The sequence below is a fragment of the Rhizobium zaerense genome, assembly GCF_051810725.1.
GTDB classification, from domain to species: domain Bacteria; phylum Pseudomonadota; class Alphaproteobacteria; order Rhizobiales; family Rhizobiaceae; genus Rhizobium; species Rhizobium leguminosarum_I.
On the sequence record NZ_CM132690.1, the window covers coordinates 3,680,962 to 3,699,722 of the forward strand.

Here is an 18,761-nt window from a genome sequence, read left to right on the forward strand (position 1 = left end):
TCGCCGTAAGCCTGTGCAGGACATTGCCGCCAGTCGGTATCTGAGGCATAGGGGTTTCGCGCCGTGAGGGAAGCGATTTCTGCGTGTCTCGTACTGTGGTAAGAACGCCGCGAACAACGGCTCGCGACGCTATCGGGAGGTCAACAGATGATTGACGCGAAAAAAGCCATAACCAAGTTCCTCGCCGGGGCAGCGCTTGCGTTGCTGACAGGCCTTGCCGGACCAGCGCTCGCGGTCAGTGAAGTCAAGGCCGTGGTCAACGGCACCGCCATCACCAGCGGCGATGTCGCCAAGCGCCAAGCCTTCCTGCGCCTGCAGCATACGAAGGCCGACGCCAAGACCGCCGAGGAGCAATTGATCGACGAGGCGCTCAAGCGGCAGGAAGTCTCCCGCGTCCATATGTCGGTGTCGCAGCAGGACGTCGATGCGTCTTTCGCGCGCTTTTCGAGCGGCAATAAGCTTTCCCCCGAGCAGATGTCGCAGATCCTCGATCGCGCCGGCGTCGGCGTCGACCATTTCAAGGGTTTCATCGCCGTGCAGATGAGCTGGCCGCGTGTCGTCAACGCCCGCTACGGCTCGACCTCGCGGCTGTCGAACTATGATCTCGTCTCGCGCATGATGCAAAACAACAAGCAGAAGCCGGTGACGACGGAATATATGCTGCAGCAGATCATCTTCGTCATTCCGCAAGCCAAGCGCGGGGCCATCACCGGCAAGCGCAAGGGCGAGGCCGAGGCGTCGCGCTCCAAATTTCCGGGCTGCGATCAGGCAAAGGTGTTTGCTGCGACGATGCGCGACGTTTCGGTGCGCGATCTCGGCCGCATGCTCGCCCCCGAAATCCCGCCGGATTGGAAGCCGCTGGTCGAGCAGACCAAGGGCAACACGACAGGGACCCGCGTTACCGACAAGGGTGTCGAATATCTGGCAATCTGCAGCCAGCGGCAGGTCTCCGACGACCAGGCAGCCGAAATGGTCTTCCGCCAGGAAGATCTCGATAAGTCCAAGGGCGGCAAGGACGCCAGCCCGGAAAACGAAAACAGCAAGAAATACCTGGATGAACTGCGCAAAAAGGCGCAGATCGCCTATCGCTGACCGACAATGGCGATACCGTTTTCTCGACCGCTTGCGCTAAGCCAGGGCGACCCCGCCGGCATCGGGCCGGACATTACTCTGATGGCCTGGCTCCGGCGGCGTGAACTCGGGCTGCCGCCTTTCTTCCTGATCGGCGATCCCGATGTCTTGGCGCTGAGAGCCCGGGAGCTTAATCTGGCGGTGTCGATCCGCGAGACCGATAGCGCCAGCGAGGCTGCCGGTATGTTTGCTGACGCACTGCCGGTCATGACTATACCGGCCGGCATCGAGGTCGTGGCTGGCGAGCCGCATGCGGCAACGGCGAAAGGTACGATCACGGCGATCGAAAAAGCCGTGTCGCTTGTCATCAACGGCGAGGCGCTCGCGGTCGTTACCAACCCGATCGCCAAGGCCGTACTCTACGAGGCGGGTTTCCGGTTTCCCGGCCATACCGAATTTCTCGCCGATCTCGCCGCCAGGGCGACCGGCCGGCCGGTGACACCTGTCATGATGCTGTCCGGACCGAAACTCAGGGCCATTCCCGTCACCATCCACATTCCGGTCCGGGATGTGCCGCAGGCGCTGACGGGCGAACTGATCATGGAAACCTGCCGGATCGCTCATGAAGACCTGAGGCATCGCTTCGGCATCGAGGCGCCGCGGCTTGCAGTTGCCGGTCTCAACCCGCATGCAGGTGAAGGCGGGGCGATCGGCAAGGAGGACGAAGACGTCATCCGTCCGGCGATCGAGCGCCTGCGCGACGAGGGCGTCGATGCGATCGGTCCCCTGCCCGCCGACACGATGTTTCATGACGAGGCGCGGGCGCGATACGACGTTGCCGTCTGCATGTATCATGATCAGGCATTGATCCCAGCCAAGGCACTCGGTTTCGACGACAGCGTCAACGTGACGCTTGGGCTTCCCTTCGTACGCACCTCGCCGGATCACGGCACCGCTTTCGGCATCGCCGGCAAGGGACTGGCGCGCGAACAGAGCCTCGTTGCGGCGCTGAAGCTCGCCGCCCAGCTCGGGCGCAGTGCGGAAAGCCGCCGCTGATGGCAGCACTCGATGGCCTGCCGCCGCTTCGTGACGTCATCCAGCGTCACGGCCTTGATGCGCGCAAGGCGCTCGGGCAGAATTTCCTGCTCGACCTCAACCTCACCCAGAAAATCGCCCGCACAGCGGGGGCACTCGATGACGCGACCGTTTTCGAGGTCGGCCCCGGCCCCGGCGGACTGACGCGCGCGATCCTGGCGCTCGGCGCCAGGAAGGTTATTGCCATCGAGCGGGATACACGCTGCCTGCCGGCGCTGGCCGAGATCGCCGATCATTATCCCGGCAGGTTGGAAGTGATCGAAGGCGATGCGTTGAAGACGGATTTCGAGACATTGGCGCCGGAAGGCCCGATCAAGATCATTGCCAACCTCCCCTACAATGTCGGCACGCAGCTCTTGGTCAACTGGTTGCTGCCGAAAGCCTGGCCGCCGTTCTGGCAGTCGCTGACGCTGATGTTTCAGAAGGAGGTCGGCGAACGCATCGTCGCCAACGAAGACGACGACAATTACGGCCGTCTCGGCGTGCTCTGCGGTTGGCGAACGGAGGCACGCATGGCGTTCGACGTGCCGCCACAAGCCTTCACACCGCCGCCGAAAGTGACGTCGACGGTCGTGCATCTGGTCCCCCGCGAAAACCCCATCCCCTGCGCTGTCGCCAATCTGGAAAAAGTGACGCAGGCCGCTTTCGGCCAGCGTCGCAAGATGCTGCGCCAAAGCCTGAAACCGCTCGGCGGCGAGAGCCTGCTCGTCAAGGCCGGGATTGACCCGGCGCGACGGGCTGAGACCCTTTCCGTCGAGGAATTCTGCCTGTTGGCGAACAGCCTTTAGAGCGGTTAGATCCAGGATGACGTCATCCGAAACCGCACACGTTCCGGTATCGCGTTTTAAAGCGACGGCGTCTCTTCCAAGAGTTCGCGGACAAAGTCGAACATGCCATGGCGGCGATCGCGGCGCAGGCGTTCGGCCTTGACGATCGACTGGACAGCGTCGAAGGCAGCGTTGAGGTCATCATTGATGATGACGTAGTCGTATTCGCGCCAGTGGGCGATCTCGGCACGGCTGTTGGCGAGGCGCGTCTGGATGACCTCTTCGGAATCCTCTGCGCGGCGGTGCAGCCGCGACTGCAGCTCGGTCATGGTCGGCGGCAGCACGAAGATCGACACGACGTCGGCCGACATCTTCTCCTGCAATTGCTGGGCACCCTGCCAGTCGATATCGAAGAGCATATCGCGACCTTCCGCCATGGCCTGCTCGACTGGCTCACGCGGCGTGCCGTAGAAATTGCCGTGCACCTCGGCCCATTCGAGCAACGCGTCGCTATCGCGCAGCCGCTCGAACTCGCGTACACTCTTGAAGTGGTAATGCACAGCCTCGACCTCGCTTGGGCGGCGCTGGCGCGTGGTGACGCTGACGGAAAGGCCGATTTGCCTGTCTGTCTCCAGAAGCGTGCGCGCGATGGTGGATTTGCCGGCGCCCGACGGCGACGATATCACAAGCATCAGACCGCGGCGGGCGATCTGCACGGGCGAGGATTTCGCCGGTTTCATGTCTTACTCCAAATTCTGGACCTGCTCGCGGAACTGGTCGATCACGACTTTCAACTCGATGCCCGCAGCGGTAACTGCCGAAGCATTCGACTTCGAGCAAATGGTATTCGATTCGCGGTTAAATTCCTGTGCAAGGAAGTCCAGGCGGCGCCCGGCAGGGCCACCTTTCACCAGAAGATCGCGCGCTGCAGCGATATGAGCCTTCAGACGATCGATTTCCTCGCGCAAATCCGCCTTGGTTGCCAACAGTGCGGCTTCGGCATGCAGCCTGTCGCGGTCAAGTGCGGCCATGCCGTCCATCAACAAGGCGACCTGCGCGGCAAGCCGCGCAGCAATCTCCTGCGGCGAGCGCGAGGGATCAAGCTCGATCGTCCGTGTCAGGCCTTCGATCATCGTGACATGGTCATGAAGAATACGGGCGAGCGCTGCCCCTTCCTGTTCGCGCATTACTCTCAGATCGGCAAGCGCGGCCAGCAGGCCGGCAGCAATATCTGCGTCGCGGGCGGCAAGCGCCTCCTCGCCATCCTCACTTTCGCGGAATTCGACGATGCCGCGCACCAGAAGCAGCGTATCGAGCTTCAGCGGCGACGGATCGATGACGCCGTCCAGTTGCTCGCGCATGGCCAGCACGGCCGCGAGCGCTTGCTTGTTCAGCACCGCCTCGAAGCGGTTCTCGTCGGCCGTCACAGACAGCGATGCCTGCAGGTTGCCGCGGCTGAAGCTTTCGCCGGCGAGGCGGCGGACGTCCGCCTCCATGCGTTCAAGCCCGGGCGGCAGACGCAGGCGCAGGTCGAGGCCCTTGCCGTTGACCGAGCGCAGTTCCCATGCCCAGCGCCAGCGGCCGCTCGTTCCCTCGCGCCGCGCAAAACCAGTCATGGACTGCAAAGCCATGCGAGTCTCCCGAAAGTCTCAGTTGATCTTCTTTTTCTTCTGCGGCGCGACGGTCGCGCCACTATCCGCCGGCTGCTCTTCCGGCTGGCCGTCGACTGCGATGTTCGGATCCGAGCCCTTGTCGGCTTCGAGCTTGCGCCAGCGCTTGACGTTGGCATTGTGCTCCTCGAGCGTGGCGGCGAAAACATGGCCACCGGAGCCGTCGGCGACGAAATAGAGGTCCTGCGTCTTCCAGGGATTGGCGACGGCTTCCAGCGCATCCTTGCCGGGATTGGCGATCGGCGTCGGCGGCAGACCCTTGATGACATAGGTGTTGTAAGGTGTGTCCCGCTTCAGATCCGACTGGTAGATCGGCCGGTCGGCCGGTTTGCCTTCGCCGCCGAAGAGGCCGTAAATGATCGTCGGATCAGACTGCAGGCGCATGCCCTTGCCGAGCCGGTTCAAAAAAACGGAGGCGACATGCGCACGCTCGTCGGGAACGCCAGTTTCCTTTTCGACGATCGAGGCGAGTGTCACGAATTCCTCCTTGGATCGCAGCGGCAGCGAGGAATCGCGCTTGTCCCAGATCTGATCGACGAGTTTCTGCTGCGCAGCCGCCATCTGGTCGATGACTTCCGAGCGTTTGGTGCCGCGCGAGAATTTGTAGGTATCCGGACGCAGGCTGCCCTCGGTCGGCAATGCGGCCGGCAAGTCGCCTTCCAGCACGGTATCCTGCAGCATGCGGTCGAACATCTGGCGGACCGTCAGACCCTCGGGGAAGGAAACGGAATAGAGAATGGACTTGCCCGATTTCAGAAGCTCCATGATATCGCTCATGGAGGCCCTCGCCTTGATCTCGTATTCACCCGCCTTCAGGCTTTCACCGGCAGACAGATGCGTTGCCGTGAGATAGCGGAAGATGCGGGCATCGCTGATGATCGCGTTGCGCTCGAGGTTCGAGGCGATTTCGGCCAGCCCAGCGCCGTTGCGGACGATGAAATTGGTGTTGGTCTGCAGCGGACCGGGGTTCCGATAGGTCGATGTGGCGTAGTAGAAGCCGATGACCGCAACGACGCAGACCAGAACCGCCATCGTCATGATGAAATTCAGGAAAAGAACGATCTGGCCGCGGGCTTTCTTGGACCGCTTCGGCGGCTCCGGAACGCGCTCAGGACGTAGGGCTTCGCTCGGCGACTTCGGGATGATCGGTCCCTTCTGCGCCTGGGTATCGTTGCTCTGGTTCGTCGTATCGCTCACCGGCAATCCTCTAAAACTTGACCCTCACTTCGCTATTTCGCGAAGCAATGCGGCAAAAGCAGGTTCTGCCGCCGTTCAACGACGCCGTTGCCGGTCGTTATGCTTTCGCACGCCCTCCTACGCAAGGTAGGGCACGGCCGGTTGCGATGTAAGGGAGACCCGCTACACCGCACAGGGCTTTTATTGCGCGTAACGGCGCAGCACGAGAGACGCGTTCGTGCCGCCGAATCCGAACGAGTTGGACAGCGCCACATTGATGTCTCGCTCACGAGCCTTGTGCGGAACAAGATCGATCGCCGTCTCACGTTCGGGATTGTCAAGGTTGAGCGTCGGCGGCGCGATATTGTCGCGGATGGCGAGCGTGGTGAAGATTGCCTCGATGGCGCCGGCAGCACCGAGAAGATGTCCTGTCGCCGACTTGGTCGAGGACATGGAGATCTTCGACGCCGCATTGCCGACCAGCCGCTCGACGGCGCCGAGTTCGATCGTATCGGCCATGGTCGAGGTACCATGGGCGTTGATATAATCGATATCGGCCGGCGTCAGCCCGGCGCGCTTCAGCGCCATCGCCATGCAGCGGCCAGCACCCTCGCCGTCTTCGGAGGGTGCGGTGATGTGATAAGCATCGCCCGACAGGCCGTAGCCGACGACTTCGGCATAGATCCTGGCGCCCCGCGCCTTGGCGTGCTCCAGTTCTTCGATCACGACAATGCCGGCGCCCTCGCCCATGACGAAGCCGTCGCGGTCGCGGTCATAAGGACGCGACGCTTTTTTCGGGTCGTCATTGTGCTGGGTCGACAGCGCCTTGCAGGCGGCAAAACCTGCCAGCGAAATGCGGCTGACCGGGGATTCCGTGCCGCCGGCGACCATGACGTCGGCGTCGCCGAGCGCGATCATCCGCGCGGCATCGCCGATCGCATGCGCACCCGTCGAGCAGGCGGTGACGACCGAATGATTGGGTCCGCGCAGCTTGTGGCGGATCGAGACCTGGCCGGAGACGAGGTTGATCAGGCGGCCAGGAATGAAGAAGGGTGATATGCGGCGCGGGCCTTTGTCGCGCAGGGTATAACCCGCCTCGACAATGCCTTCGATGCCGCCGATGCCGGAGCCGATCAGCACACCGGTGGCGATCTGGTCCTCATCGGTTTCGGGATGCCAGCCGGCATCGGCGAGCGCCATGTCGGCGGCGGCCATGCCGTAGATGATGAAGGGATCGACCTTGCGTTGCTCCTTCGGCTCCATCCACTGATCGACATTGAAGGTGCCGTCAGTGCCGTCACCGACAGGGATACGGCAGGCGATCTTGGCGGGAAGGTCATCGACCTCGAATTCGGTGACGAGGCGGGCGCCGTTCTGGCCGGCAAGCAGCCGCGACCACGTCACCTCTGTTCCGCATCCCAAGGGTGATACCATGCCGGTACCGGTGATGACGACACGTCTCATCGCGTGCTTTCCCCCGTCTCTTATGTTCTATGGAGAAATATGCCGAAAAGAAAAGGGCGGACTCCAGGCCCGCCCTTTCTCAATTTCACAGGATCAGGCCTGGGCCTTCTCAATGAACTTCACGGCATCGCCAACCGTCAGGATCGAGTCGGCAGCGTCGTCAGGAATTTCAACGCCGAATTCTTCTTCGAAAGCCATGACAAGTTCGACCGTGTCGAGCGAGTCGGCGCCCAGATCGTCGATAAAGCTGGCGCTCTCGACGACCTTGTCGGCATCGACGCCAAGATGATCAATAACAATTTTCTTTACGCGTTCTGCGATATCGCTCATGTCGGTTTCCTCGACCTTATGTCCTGATCGGAATGCCGTTGCGGCACCCCTACCCTGTTTCAGCCTGCGATGTTTTCAGACATCCTCGGCAAACTCGTTTACCCGGCTTCAGAGATGTTCCAGGCTTGCAAAAAGCCCGCCGGTCCGTCTGCTTTCTCGGGACGACTGTTCACAGTCATGGCCCGCTTAACATGCTTTAAGTCTGCCGCAAAGCCAGAAAATCAACGGTTCGTGATTGCTCAACATGCTATTGGCGGAAATATTCCCATGCCAGCGGTTTGTCGTTTCAGATCATCGCCATGCCGCCGTTTACGTGCAGTGTCTGGCCGGTCATATAGGCAGCCTCGGAGGACGCGAGGTAAGCAACCGCCGAAGCGACCTCGCCGCCCGTGCCCATGCGCTTCATCGGGATCGCTCCCATGATCGCTTCCTTCTGCTTGTCGTTCAGCTTGCCGGTCATGGCGCTCTCGATGAAGCCCGGCGCGACGCAGTTGACCGTCACGTTGCGGGTGGCAATTTCCTGCGCCAGGGACTTGGTGAAGCCGATCATACCGGCCTTGGAGGCGCAGTAATTGGCCTGGCCCGGATTGCCGGTGACGCCGACGATGGAGGTGATGTTGATGATGCGGCCATAGCGGCGGCGCATCATCGGATGCGTCAATTCGCGCGTCAGGCGGAAGGTCGCCGTCAGGTTCACTTCGAGGACGCTGTCCCAGTCCTCGTCGCTCATGCGCACGAACAGGCCGTCGCGGGTGATGCCGGCATTGTTGACGAGGATGTCGACGCCTTCAAGGTCGGCCTCGGCCTTCTGGCCGAGCGCCTTGACCTCATCGCGGTCGGAGAGGTTGGCCGGGAAGATCTTGACACGCTCGCCGAGCTCGGCCGCCAGGGCTTCCAGCTTCTCGACACGGGTGCCGTGCAGGCCGACGATGGCGCCCTGCTTATGAAGAAGGCGGGCGATTTCCTCGCCAATACCGCCCGATGCGCCTGTGACGAGAGCCTTGCGGCCGGAGAGATCGAGCATGGAAACGTTCCTTATATCTGGAAATACCAATCAGGCCATGAGGGCGGCGACGGCCGCGTCGATATCCGCCGGACCGTTGACGGAGATGCCGTTGATCGTCTTGTCGATGCGGCGGGCAAGGCCGGTCAGCACCTTCCCGGAACCGACTTCATAAAGCGTCGTGACGCCATTTCCAGCGAACCACTCCACCGTCTCGCGCCAGCGGACCTGACCGGTCACCTGCTCGACCAGGAGGCTGGCGATCTCGTCGGCGCCGGTCACGGGAGCGGCACGGACATTTGCAATGAGGGGCACGATAGGATCGGATTTCGAAACCGTTGCCAGCGCTTCACGCATGGCGTCGGCGGCCGGCGCCATCAGTGTCGAATGGAACGGAGCGGAGACCGGCAGCAGAATGGCACGCTTGGCGCCCTTATCGGTCGCAAGCCCCGCGGCCTTTTCGACGGCTGCCTTCTCGCCCGAGATGACGATCTGGCCACCGCCATTATCGTTGGCGATCTGGCAGGCGCCGACAGCGGTGGCTGCCTCGCAGACGGCAACGACGTCGGCATGTTCGAGGCCGATGATCGCGGCCATGGCGCCGACGCCGACAGGAACAGCCGCCTGCATGGCATTGCCGCGAATGCGCAGCAGCCGCGCGGTATCGGTGAGCGAAAAGGTGCCGGCGGCGCAAAGTGCCGAATATTCGCCGAGCGAGTGGCCGGCGACGTAAGCGACCTTCGACTTCAGATCCAGCCCTTTGGCCTCCAGAACGCGGACAACGGCGATCGAGACGGCCATCAGCGCCGGCTGGGCGTTCGCCGTCAATGTCAACCTATCATCGGGACCGTTGAACATGACGTCCGAAAGCTTTTCACCGAGCGCCTCATCGACCTCTTCGAAGACGGCTCGGGCTTCGGCAAAATTCTCGGCGAGATCCTTGCCCATGCCGACGACCTGACTGCCCTGGCCGGGAAAAGTGAAAGCAATGGTCATTCTCGTGTCCCTGGCTCCTGCCCCTGATTGCGCCCCTTAAGGCTGTTTTGCCTCCAATTGACATTCTTTCCGACAGAGTCAAGTGGCGGCCCATTCTCCGCAAAGCCTTTCGCAGCGGCGCAAAGGCCCAGTTTTTGCTCTTGCGCTCGGCCAAATCCAGCCTAGATTTGCCCGGACCTCCCCAAGGCTTTCACCTCTCTCCCAAGGTTTTTCCATGAAGTACAATTCACTAGGCCGCACCGATATTTCCGTTTCAGAGATTTGCCTTGGCACCATGACCTGGGGCTCGCAGAACAGCGAAGCCGATGCGCATGCGCAGATGGACTACGCCGTCGACAAGGGCGTCAATTTCTTCGATACGGCCGAGCTTTATCCAACCACCCCGGTTTCGGCCGCGACACAGGGCTGGACCGAAGACTATATCGGCAGTTGGTTCAAGAAGACCGGCAAGCGTGGGGATATCGTGCTCGCCACCAAGGTCGCAGGCCGCGGCCGCGACTATATACGCGGCGGCGAAGGTGCCGATGCGAAAAATATCCGCCTAGCGCTCGAGGCCAGCCTGGCGCGGCTAAAGACCGATTACGTCGACCTCTACCAGATCCACTGGCCGAACCGCGGCCATTTCCATTTCCGCCAGAACTGGAGCTACAATCCCTTCAACCAGGATCGCGACAAGGCCGTCGCCAATATGCTCGACATCCTGGAAACGTTCGGCGCGCTGGTGAAGGAGGGCAAGATCCGCGCGATCGGCCTTTCCAACGAAACCACCTGGGGCATACAGAAATACCTGACGCTTTCCGAACAGAAGAGCCTGCCGCGCGTTGCCAGCGTCCAGAACGAATATAATCTGCTCTACCGTCATTTCGACCTCGATCTCGCCGAGCTCTCGCATCACGAGGATGTCGGGCTGCTCGCCTATTCGCCGCTCGCCGGCGGCATCCTCTCCGGCAAATATATCGACGGCGGCAGGCCGAAGGGTTCGCGCGGTTCGATCAACCACGATATCGGCGGCCGCCTGCAGCCGCTGCAGGAGCCGGCGACCAAAGCCTATCTGGAGATCGCGGCAACCTTCGGTCTCGACCCGGCAGCCATGGCGCTCGCCTTCTGTCTGTCACGTCCCTTCATGGCCTCGGTCATCATCGGTGCGACGTCGATGGAGCAGTTGAAAATCGATATCGGCGCGGCCGACATTACGCTTTCGAACGAGATCCTGGCGGAAATCGCCAAGGTGCACCGGCAGTATCCGCTGACGCTTTGATCCTATTTGTTTTGCGCCGGCCCGATGCCGACCATTGGCCGGCAACGGGTTCGGGTGTTCGATTGCGCTTGCCTTTGCCCAAAAAATCCGTATAAGCCGCCCTGTTCGTTAACCCGGTCTTCTGGCTGGTGGCTGAACGGAGGGCCGGTTTCCTCATGGAAATCGTTCGGAACGGAAGCGTTCCAGCCTCCCGTGTCTCCGCTCTCGACCGTCTCGGAAACGCTTTCTTGCCTGGGTCCGCCCAATCAGGAGCAGTCGTTGAGGCTTAGCCGCCGAATATCGGGTTGAACCAAACGCAAGAAAGGCAAAGCTGTCATGGCTCTTTATGAACATGTATTCCTTGCCCGGCAGGATATTTCCGCTCAGCAGGTCGATGCCCTCGTAGAACAGTACAAGGGTGTGATCGAAGCGAATGGCGGCAAAGTCGGGCGTATCGAGAACTGGGGCCTCAAGTCCCTCACCTACCGCATCAAGAAGAACCGCAAGGCGCACTACGCCCTGATGGACATCGATGCACCGGCTGCTGCCGTCCAGGAAATGGAACGTCAGATGCGCATCAGCGAAGACGTTCTTCGCTACATGACGATCGCCGTCGAGAAGCATGAAGAAGGTCCGTCTGCCATGATGCAGAAGCGCGACCGTGACGACCGTCCGCGTGAAGGCGGCCGTGGCCCGCGTGAAGGCGGCTTCGGTGATCGCGACCGCGGCCCGCGCCCGCCGCGTGAAGGTGGCTTCGGCGACCGTGACGACCGTCCGCGCCGTCCGCGCGAAGACCGTGTATAAGGGAGATCTGAGATATGTCTGAAACTTCCTCAGCTCCGGTCCGCCGCCCGTTCCATCGCCGGCGCAAGACCTGCCCGTTCTCCGGCGCCAACGCGCCGCGGATCGACTACAAGGACGTACGCCTGCTGCAGCGCTACATTTCCGAGCGCGGCAAGATCGTTCCGTCCCGCATCACGGCCGTTTCCCAGAAGAAGCAGCGCGAACTCGCCCAGGCGATCAAGCGCGCCCGTTTCCTCGGCCTGCTTCCCTACGTCGTCGCCTAATCGGTCGACGCCAACACCTTTGAGGGAAGGCATTCGTGCCTTCCCTTCTCCCTTCCGCGATGGGCGCGGATCGGAACTCTTAAAACCCATGTTGAGACGTTTCTGAATTTGATTCAGCAACATCCTCTAACTGCTTGATGAAGCAGGACAGCGACCTTGAAACGACCGAACATTAGAACGCTGCTGATCGGCGCACTCGCCGGATTGACCGCCGCCCTGCTGGTGCTGGGCGCGAGCATGCAGCCGTCGTTTTTCAGCGCGCTCCTCTATACGGCATCGGCGCTGCCGATCCTGATTGTCGGGCTCGGCTGGGGCAATGCCGCCGCGGTCTCGGCCGTCGTCACCGCTGCAGCACTCGGCGCGATCTTGATCTCGCCGTCCTTCGCGCTGATTATGACGCTGGTGACGCTTCTGCCGGCCGGTTGGCTCAGCCATCTCGCCAATCTGGCGCGTCCGGCCGTCGAACTCGGCGGCCCCGACCATCTGCTTGCCTGGTATCCGCTCTCCGATATCCTGCTGCATCTCTGCGGGCTGGTGACGCTCGCCGTCATCGTCATCGGTGTGATCATCGGCTACGGGCCTGAGATCACCGATCCGATCGTCGACTTGCTGATCACCTCGGTCAAGCAGCAGCAGCCGGAGTTCATGCCCGATCCGGCAGCGACCGCACAGACCAAGTCGCTAATCCTGCTGATGCTGCCGGCTTTGCAGGGCGGCATGTGGGTCAGCATGCTGTTTGCCGCCTATTATTTCGCCGTGCGCATCGTTGCCGCGTCCGGCCGCGGCCTTCGTCCGCGCGAGGACATTCCCTCGTCGCTGCGGATGAACCGCAACTCGATCTTCATCTTCCTGGCCGGGCTTGCCGCCTGCTTTTTCGGCGGCGTTCCGGCGCTGGTCGGTGCGACCTTGATCGGCACCTTCGGTGCCGGCTTCATGCTCTCCGGTTTCGCCTCGCTGCATTTCCGCACGCGCGGCAAGGACTGGCGCATACCGGCTCTCATCCTCAGCTACCTGGCCTCGATGCTCATGCTGCTGCCAGCTCTCCTCATCCTCGTCCTCGGTCTCAGCGATACGCGGAAGGCGATCGCGCTGACCCCGACGAAAGATGCTGATGCCCCCAACCAATCCGATACGAAAATCTGAGACACAAGAAAGGAAAAAGAAAATGGAAGTCATCCTTCTCGAACGCATCTCCAAGCTCGGCCAGATGGGCGAAACCGTAAAGGTTCGCGACGGCTTTGCCCGTAACTACCTGCTGCCGCTCGGCAAGGCGCTGCGCGCCAACGCCGCCAACAAGACCCGCTTCGAAGCCGAGCGCGCGACGCTCGAAGCCCGCAACCTCGAGCGCAAATCGGAAGCCCAGAAGATCGCCGACGTTCTCGACGGCAAGTCCTTCATCGTCGTGCGTTCCGCCGGCGAAACCGGCCAGCTCTACGGTTCGGTTGCTGCCCGTGACGTCGTCGAGATTCTCGGCGCCGAAGGCTTCAACATCGGCCGCAACCAGGTTCACCTCAACACGCCGATCAAGTCGATCGGCCTGCACAAGGTCGAACTGCAGCTGCATGCCGAAGTCGAAATCCACGTCGAGCTGAACGTTGCCCGTTCTGCCGAAGAGGCAGAGCGCCAGTCCAAGGGCGAAGAACTCACCTCGGTCGACGCGATCTACGGCGTCGACGAAGACGCGCTGCGTCCGGAAGACTTCTTCGATCCGGAAGCTGACGGCGTCGACGAAGACGAAGCATAATTTCGCCGGAGCGATCCGCGAGAGGAAAGCCCGGCCACCGCGCCGGGCTTTTTCGTTTTCACCCCCTCGATATGAGCAGCCGATCGGGTCGCTTTTTTAAGGGGATTTTCCGGATGTTTTTGCTGCGTGCCTTATCGCATCACGCTAAAATAACATTCTCCGAAACGGATGGGCTGAGTCGCCGCCATACCGTGTCGTGCGGGTGACACTGCCAGTATTTCTCCTTTGTGTCGCCCGAGACTGTGGAGAAGTCGAACAACGTGCACAGCGTTCAGGATTTAGGCGAAGCGAGCCCCCGCTCCTTTCGTAGCCTCTTGATTTTCGCGTCCGGAATTGCAACTCCGGAGCTGGAAAAAGACAGAACGGATGATGATGAACGACGCCGCTCGAAAGATTGCAGCCGTTGCTCCGGCGGAGCAGCATTATCGCGAAGCACCCAACAATATCGAAGCCGAGCAAGCGCTTCTGGGTGCGATCCTGATGAACAACGACGCCTATTACCGGGTGTCGGACTTCCTGAAGCCGATCCATCTCTATGAACCGCTGCACCGGAAGATCTTCGAGGTTGCCGGCGATATCATCCGCATGGGCAAGATCGCCAATCCGGTGACGATCAAGACCTTCCTGAAGGCCGACGAGAAGGTCGGCGACATGACGGTTTCGCAATATCTGGCGAGCCTCGTCAGCAATGCCGTCACCGTCATCAATGCCGAGGATTACGGCCGGGCGATCTACGATCTGGCACTGCGCCGGGCGCTGATCACCATTGGCGAGGACGTCGTCAACATTGCTTATGACGCGCCGCTCGACATGCCGCCGCAGTCGCAGATCGAGGATACCGAACGCCGCCTCTTCGAACTGGCGGAAAACGGCCGCTACGATGGCGGCTTCCAGGCCTTCAACGATGCGGTTGCGCTGGCGATCGACATGGCGGCCGTCGCCAAAGAACGTGACGGCGGGCTTTCCGGCATTTCCACCGGCATCCATTCGCTGGATTCCAAGATGGGCGGCTTGCAGCGGTCGGACTTGATCGTGCTTGCCGGACGCCCCGGCATGGGCAAGACCTCGCTTGCCACCAACATCGCCTACAATATCGCCGCCGCCTACGAAGGCGAAGTCCAGTCGGACGGCAGCATGAAGGCGAAGAACGGCGGCGTTGTCGGCTTCTATTCGCTCGAAATGTCGTCCGAACAGCTTGCCACCCGTATCATCTCCGAGCAGACGGAGGTCTCCTCCTCGAAGATCCGCCGCGGCGACATCAACGATGCCGATTTCGAAAAGCTCGTCGCCTGCTCGATGATGATGCAGAAGGTGCCGCTCTATATCGACCAGACTGGCGGTATCTCGATCGCCCAGCTTTCGGCCCGCGCGCGCCGTCTGAAGCGCCAGCGCGGCCTCGACGTGCTTGTCGTCGACTACATTCAGCTGATGACCGGCTCGGGCAAATCCAGCGACAACCGCGTGCAGGAAATCACCCAGATCACCACCGGCCTCAAGGCGCTCGGCAAGGAGCTGAACGTTCCGATCATCGCGCTGTCGCAGCTCTCGCGTCAGGTCGAAAGCCGCGACGACAAGCGGCCGCAGCTGTCTGACCTTCGCGAATCCGGCTCGATCGAGCAGGACGCCGACGTCGTGCTCTTCGTGTTCCGCGAGGAATATTACGTCAAGAATTCGGAGCCGCGCGACATCCACGATCCGAAATATCCGGAATGGGAAGCGCTGTTCGACAAGGTGAAGGGCACGGCCGACGTCATCATCGCCAAGCAGCGCCACGGGCCGACGGGCACGGTGAAGCTCGCCTTCCAGGCGGAATTCACGCGCTTTGCCGATCTCGCCGATCCCTCCTTCACCCAATATGAGGAACATTGACGCGGTATTGCCGCGTCAATTTCTTTAGAGACCCACAGCCCTCAATAGGGTGACCGTTGCGATGCCAACCACGACGCTCGCGAGCATCGGCAGGCGGGGTGCTGCGATCGCCGTTATCGCGCAGGCCAGCGTCTCCGCCCAGCCGGTCGCAAAGGCGGTCGGGGCGATGACGGCCATCAGCACGGCCGGCGGAATGGCCTCGATCGCCGTTCTCCGGCGCTCATCCATCTCGACATGGCGGATCAATACCAGGCCGCTGACACGGGTGAGGACCGTTGCGGCGGTCATTGCGAGGATGGCGATCAATGTGTTGAGATCGAGCGTCATGCCGCCTGCTCCCGCGCCCTGCCCTGCCAGAGGGCCGTTGCCAGCCCGGCCAGCGCACCGGCGGCGATATACCAGACGCCGGGCACCAAGTGGTGGACCGCCACGGATGCGACACCGCTTGCAGCAAGGACCGCGCCGGTTTCCGGCCCCTTCCAGAAGCCCATGACGAGCACGACGAAGACAGCCGGAAAGGCGAAGTCGAGGCCGATAACGGCAGGGTTGCCGAGAAAGGCGCCGAGCAGTGCGCCTGTCAGCGACGAGCCGACCCAGGTGAGATAGAAGGGCGTGACGATACCGGCATACCAGGCGGGCGTCAGCCGCGTGCTGCCGGCGCGGAATTCCGCCATGGCCCAGAGTTCATCGGCAAGGAAGAGCATGGCGATATAGCGTTTGACGCCGGAGAAGGACTGCATCTTCGTGCCGATCGACGCGCTCATCAGCACGTGGCGGATATTGACCAGAAGGGCCGCGAAGCCGACGCCGACCCAGCTTACCGGATGCGTCCAGATGTCCATGGCGACGAATTGCGAACCTCCTGCGAAGACAAGCGCGCTCATCAGCGTCGTTTCCAGCGGTGAAAGGCCCTTGGTGGCGGCGACCGCGCCGAAGACCAGACCGATCGGCAGGACGGCGACAACAAGAGGAAAAATGGCACGCGTTCCGGCAATAAATTCGCCGGATCGCCGGCTGTGCTGCAACATGGCAACCTCCTGATTGGGATCGCGCAGGCTTAGCCCAGCCCGAAACGGCAGTATTGAACAAAAGTGATCAGCCCGTGCGGAATTGGCCGGGTGTCACGCCCGTGCGTGCTTTGAAGTGCCGTGTGAAATGCGCCTGGTCGGCAAACCCGCATTCGAGCGCGATGTCGGCCGGCGCACGCCCCTGCCGCAGCAGCCGGCGCGCCACCTGCACGCGCCGATCTGTCAGGAAGGCGTGCGGCGTGATGTGATATTCCTTGCTGAAAGCGCGGATGAGGTGCGCGCGACTCAACCTCGCCACGCCGGCCAGTTCATCGAGGCCGACATCGCTGTCGAAATTCTCGATCAGGTAGTCGCGGGCGCGAGCGACCGCGCTACGCTCCTGCGTATCGATAGGAACGATGATGGCGCTGCCGTGGCGCGCAAAGATCGCCGCCAGCACCGAGAACATGCTCTCATCGGATTCCAGCGCGCCTGCGCCACTCTCGAGCGTTCGATGAGCGGCGTGAAAGGCATTGGCGAGTTGCGGATCGCGTGGAAGCCCGCCGGCGAAGGACGGCGTTGCATGAAAGGCCTTGCCGGTGACATCCTCCAGAATATCGACGAACAGCTTCATGTCGGGATAGATCATGCGGTAGCGGTAGCCCTCGCCGCCGGGAGCACCGTCATGGACGACGCCGGGATCGATCAGATAAAGGTCGCCAGGCCCGGTTTCCTCCCGCCTGCCGCTGAGGGTGGCGATCTGGCTGCCGCTTTCTATCGTGCCGATGCTGAAGGTATCATGCGCATGCGGCGCATATTCATGCGTCAGGAAGGTGGCGCTCAGGCACTCCATGTCGCGGAAGCGGCTGTCCCGCCAGAAGCGGGCCGATTCAACATTGGCAAGCGGCATGGCCTCCGCCGCCCCTCTCTGCGATACGTTCTGCATCCAGCGAGATTAGCGCGGAAGCCTGCATGCGTCTTGAACAAAAGTGATCGTGCAACAGGCAAAGGATGGTATGTGCCCGCTTCCGCTTTTTCTTGGCCACAATGCTCTCTAGACTGGGCGAGGTGGTTTCCTTCGATTCTCTACGGCGATTCATGACAGATTTTCCTATCCCCTTCGAAGACGACGATCTTTTCGCTTCCGCAGGCCTGCGGCTGACCGTCGACCTGACCGCCCTGACGGAGAACTGGCGCGACATGGCGCGCCGCTCCGGCGCGGCGCGCGCCTCGGCGGTCGTCAAGGCCGATGCTTACGGCATGGGCATCGAGGATGCCGGCGAAGCGCTGTATATGGCCGGCGCCCGCGACTTCTTCGTCGCGACCGTCGACGAGGGCGTAACACTTCGCCTCTATGCGCCCGAGGCGCGCATCTTCGTGCTTTCCGGCATCTGGCCGGGCACCGAGCGGCGCTTCTTCGACAATGATCTGGTGCCGGTGATTTCCTCCGACGAACAGCTCGCCTTCTGGATGGCGGTGCTTGCAGATTACGGCGACTACCCCTGCGCGCTGCATGTCGATACCGGCTTCAATCGGCTCGGACTGCATATCGACGATGCGATCGCGCTCGCCGACGACGTCTCGCGGCCGGCGAGCTTCGCGCCCGTGCTTGTCATGAGCCACCTCGCCTGCGCCGACGATCCCGCCCATGCGATGAACCGGCAGCAGCTCGAATCATTCCACAGGGTTAGCGCCGCCTATGAAGGCATCGATTCAAGTCTTGCCGCCTCGGCCGGCATCTTTCTCGGTGAGGATTATCACTTCGACCTGACCCGCCCCGGGATCGCGCTCTATGGCGGCGAAGCGGTCAGCGGCATGGCAAACCCGATGCGGCCGGTCGCGACAGCGGAAGCGCGCATCATTCAGGTGCGCAGCGTCAAGGCCGGCGAGACCGTCAGCTATGGCCGGGCGCTGCAGCTTCGCCGCGAAAGCCGGCTGGCGATCGCCTCGGCCGGCTATGCAGACGGCTACATGCGCAGCCAGTCGAGCGGCGGCGTGCCGCTGCGCCATGTGGTGCCGCAAGGCGGGCAAGGTTTCATCGCCGGACAGAAGGTGCCGGTTGCCGGCCGGATCACCATGGACCTGACGATCTTCGATATCACCGACCTGCCTGACAATGCCGTGCGCGCCGGGGATTATGTCGAACTGTTCGGGAAGAACATGCCGGTGGACGATGTGGCGCGGGCATCCGGCACGATCGGATACGAGATCCTGACCAGCATGGGGCTCCGCCACGAGCGGCGCTACGTGGCCGAGGAATAGCCG

The 18,761-nt window shown here is 61.9% G+C and carries 20 protein-coding genes; 10 read left to right on the plus strand and 10 right to left on the minus strand.

The features are described 5' to 3' along the window. The first annotated feature begins 147 nt into the window (after positions 1-147). Genes ACS4RR_RS17960 through rsmA form a run of 3 tightly spaced genes read left to right on the plus strand, consistent with a single transcriptional unit; the run spans position 148 to position 2,954 of the window. A complete protein-coding gene (locus tag ACS4RR_RS17960) occupies positions 148-1,092 on the plus strand; it encodes a SurA N-terminal domain-containing protein (protein ID WP_017963722.1) in 945 nt (314 codons plus the stop codon). 6 nt (positions 1,093-1,098) lie between these two features. Then, positions 1,099-2,127: a 4-hydroxythreonine-4-phosphate dehydrogenase PdxA gene (gene pdxA / locus ACS4RR_RS17965; RefSeq protein ID WP_170280063.1), complete on the plus strand. Its 1,029-nt coding sequence runs from the start codon at positions 1,099-1,101 to the stop codon at positions 2,125-2,127. After that, positions 2,127-2,954 carry a 16S rRNA (adenine(1518)-N(6)/adenine(1519)-N(6))-dimethyltransferase RsmA gene (gene rsmA / locus ACS4RR_RS17970; RefSeq protein WP_222384701.1) on the plus strand — a complete coding sequence of 276 codons (828 nt, stop codon included), beginning with the start codon at positions 2,127-2,129 and terminating at the stop codon, positions 2,952-2,954. The genes pdxA and rsmA overlap by 1 nt, the downstream gene beginning before the upstream one ends. A 56-nt stretch (positions 2,955-3,010) precedes the next feature. Here rsmA and gmk read toward each other — a convergent pair whose 3' ends face one another. The 7 genes from gmk to fabD form a co-directional block, all read right to left on the minus strand. Continuing rightward, positions 3,011-3,673, minus strand: a complete 663-nt coding sequence (gene gmk / locus ACS4RR_RS17975) for a guanylate kinase (protein WP_017963719.1) — start codon at positions 3,671-3,673, stop codon at positions 3,011-3,013. A 3-nt stretch (positions 3,674-3,676) separates the two neighbouring features. Further along, positions 3,677-4,564, minus strand: a complete 888-nt coding sequence (locus tag ACS4RR_RS17980) for a YicC/YloC family endoribonuclease (protein ID WP_222384700.1) — start codon at positions 4,562-4,564, stop codon at positions 3,677-3,679. An 18-nt stretch (positions 4,565-4,582) separates the two neighbouring features. Then, positions 4,583-5,800 (minus strand): endolytic transglycosylase MltG, encoded by a 1,218-nt coding sequence (gene mltG / locus ACS4RR_RS17985; RefSeq protein WP_260110559.1) that lies wholly within the window; start codon positions 5,798-5,800, stop codon positions 4,583-4,585. 180 nt (positions 5,801-5,980) lie between these two features. Beyond that, positions 5,981-7,243 (minus strand): beta-ketoacyl-ACP synthase II, encoded by a 1,263-nt coding sequence (gene fabF / locus ACS4RR_RS17990; protein WP_222384698.1) that lies wholly within the window; start codon positions 7,241-7,243, stop codon positions 5,981-5,983. A 93-nt stretch (positions 7,244-7,336) separates the two neighbouring features. After that, positions 7,337-7,573 (minus strand): acyl carrier protein, encoded by a 237-nt coding sequence (locus ACS4RR_RS17995; protein ID WP_003547058.1) that lies wholly within the window; start codon positions 7,571-7,573, stop codon positions 7,337-7,339. Between the two features lie 286 nt (positions 7,574-7,859). Further along, positions 7,860-8,597, minus strand: a complete 738-nt coding sequence (fabG, locus tag ACS4RR_RS18000) for a 3-oxoacyl-[acyl-carrier-protein] reductase (RefSeq protein ID WP_017963715.1) — start codon at positions 8,595-8,597, stop codon at positions 7,860-7,862. Between the two features lie 30 nt (positions 8,598-8,627). After that, complete coding sequence (fabD, locus tag ACS4RR_RS18005; protein WP_162118494.1) at positions 8,628-9,572, minus strand: ACP S-malonyltransferase; 945 nt, start codon at positions 9,570-9,572, stop codon at positions 8,628-8,630. A 214-nt stretch (positions 9,573-9,786) separates the two neighbouring features. Between fabD and ACS4RR_RS18010 the strand changes: the two genes are divergently transcribed. From ACS4RR_RS18010 to ACS4RR_RS18035, 6 genes are all read left to right on the plus strand, one after another. Continuing rightward, complete coding sequence (locus ACS4RR_RS18010) at positions 9,787-10,830, plus strand: aldo/keto reductase (RefSeq protein WP_260110558.1); 1,044 nt, start codon at positions 9,787-9,789, stop codon at positions 10,828-10,830. Positions 10,831-11,145: 315 nt separating this feature from the next. Beyond that, the gene (gene rpsF / locus ACS4RR_RS18015; protein ID WP_003547040.1) at positions 11,146-11,613 is read left to right on the plus strand and encodes a 30S ribosomal protein S6; all 468 of its coding nucleotides are present in this window, start codon (positions 11,146-11,148) and stop codon (positions 11,611-11,613) included. Positions 11,614-11,627: 14 nt separating this feature from the next. Then, positions 11,628-11,876: a 30S ribosomal protein S18 gene (rpsR, locus tag ACS4RR_RS18020; RefSeq protein ID WP_003547038.1), complete on the plus strand. Its 249-nt coding sequence runs from the start codon at positions 11,628-11,630 to the stop codon at positions 11,874-11,876. Between the two features lie 156 nt (positions 11,877-12,032). After that, the gene (locus ACS4RR_RS18025) at positions 12,033-13,019 is read left to right on the plus strand and encodes a DUF2232 domain-containing protein (RefSeq protein ID WP_456189098.1); all 987 of its coding nucleotides are present in this window, start codon (positions 12,033-12,035) and stop codon (positions 13,017-13,019) included. Positions 13,020-13,041: 22 nt separating this feature from the next. Further along, positions 13,042-13,620 carry a 50S ribosomal protein L9 gene (gene rplI / locus ACS4RR_RS18030; protein ID WP_162118496.1) on the plus strand — a complete coding sequence of 193 codons (579 nt, stop codon included), beginning with the start codon at positions 13,042-13,044 and terminating at the stop codon, positions 13,618-13,620. A gap of 372 nt (positions 13,621-13,992) precedes the next feature. Next, positions 13,993-15,489, plus strand: a complete 1,497-nt coding sequence (locus tag ACS4RR_RS18035; RefSeq protein ID WP_026154092.1) for a replicative DNA helicase — start codon at positions 13,993-13,995, stop codon at positions 15,487-15,489. 24 nt (positions 15,490-15,513) lie between these two features. Here ACS4RR_RS18035 and ACS4RR_RS18040 read toward each other — a convergent pair whose 3' ends face one another. From ACS4RR_RS18040 to ACS4RR_RS18050, 3 genes are all read right to left on the minus strand, one after another. Further along, positions 15,514-15,816, minus strand: coding sequence for a branched-chain amino acid transport AzlD family protein (locus ACS4RR_RS18040; protein WP_260111116.1), 303 nt, complete (start codon positions 15,814-15,816; stop codon positions 15,514-15,516). After that, positions 15,813-16,517 carry an AzlC family ABC transporter permease gene (locus ACS4RR_RS18045; RefSeq protein WP_162118497.1) on the minus strand — a complete coding sequence of 235 codons (705 nt, stop codon included), beginning with the start codon at positions 16,515-16,517 and terminating at the stop codon, positions 15,813-15,815. The genes ACS4RR_RS18040 and ACS4RR_RS18045 overlap by 4 nt, the downstream gene beginning before the upstream one ends. Before the next feature lie 67 nt (positions 16,518-16,584). Continuing rightward, positions 16,585-17,406: an AraC family ligand binding domain-containing protein gene (locus ACS4RR_RS18050; protein ID WP_456189099.1), complete on the minus strand. Its 822-nt coding sequence runs from the start codon at positions 17,404-17,406 to the stop codon at positions 16,585-16,587. Positions 17,407-17,594: 188 nt separating this feature from the next. On the opposite strand from ACS4RR_RS18050, the gene alr reads away from it, so the two are divergent. Next, positions 17,595-18,758, plus strand: coding sequence for an alanine racemase (gene alr / locus ACS4RR_RS18055; RefSeq protein ID WP_260110557.1), 1,164 nt, complete (start codon positions 17,595-17,597; stop codon positions 18,756-18,758). Positions 18,759-18,761: the final 3 nt, after the last annotated feature.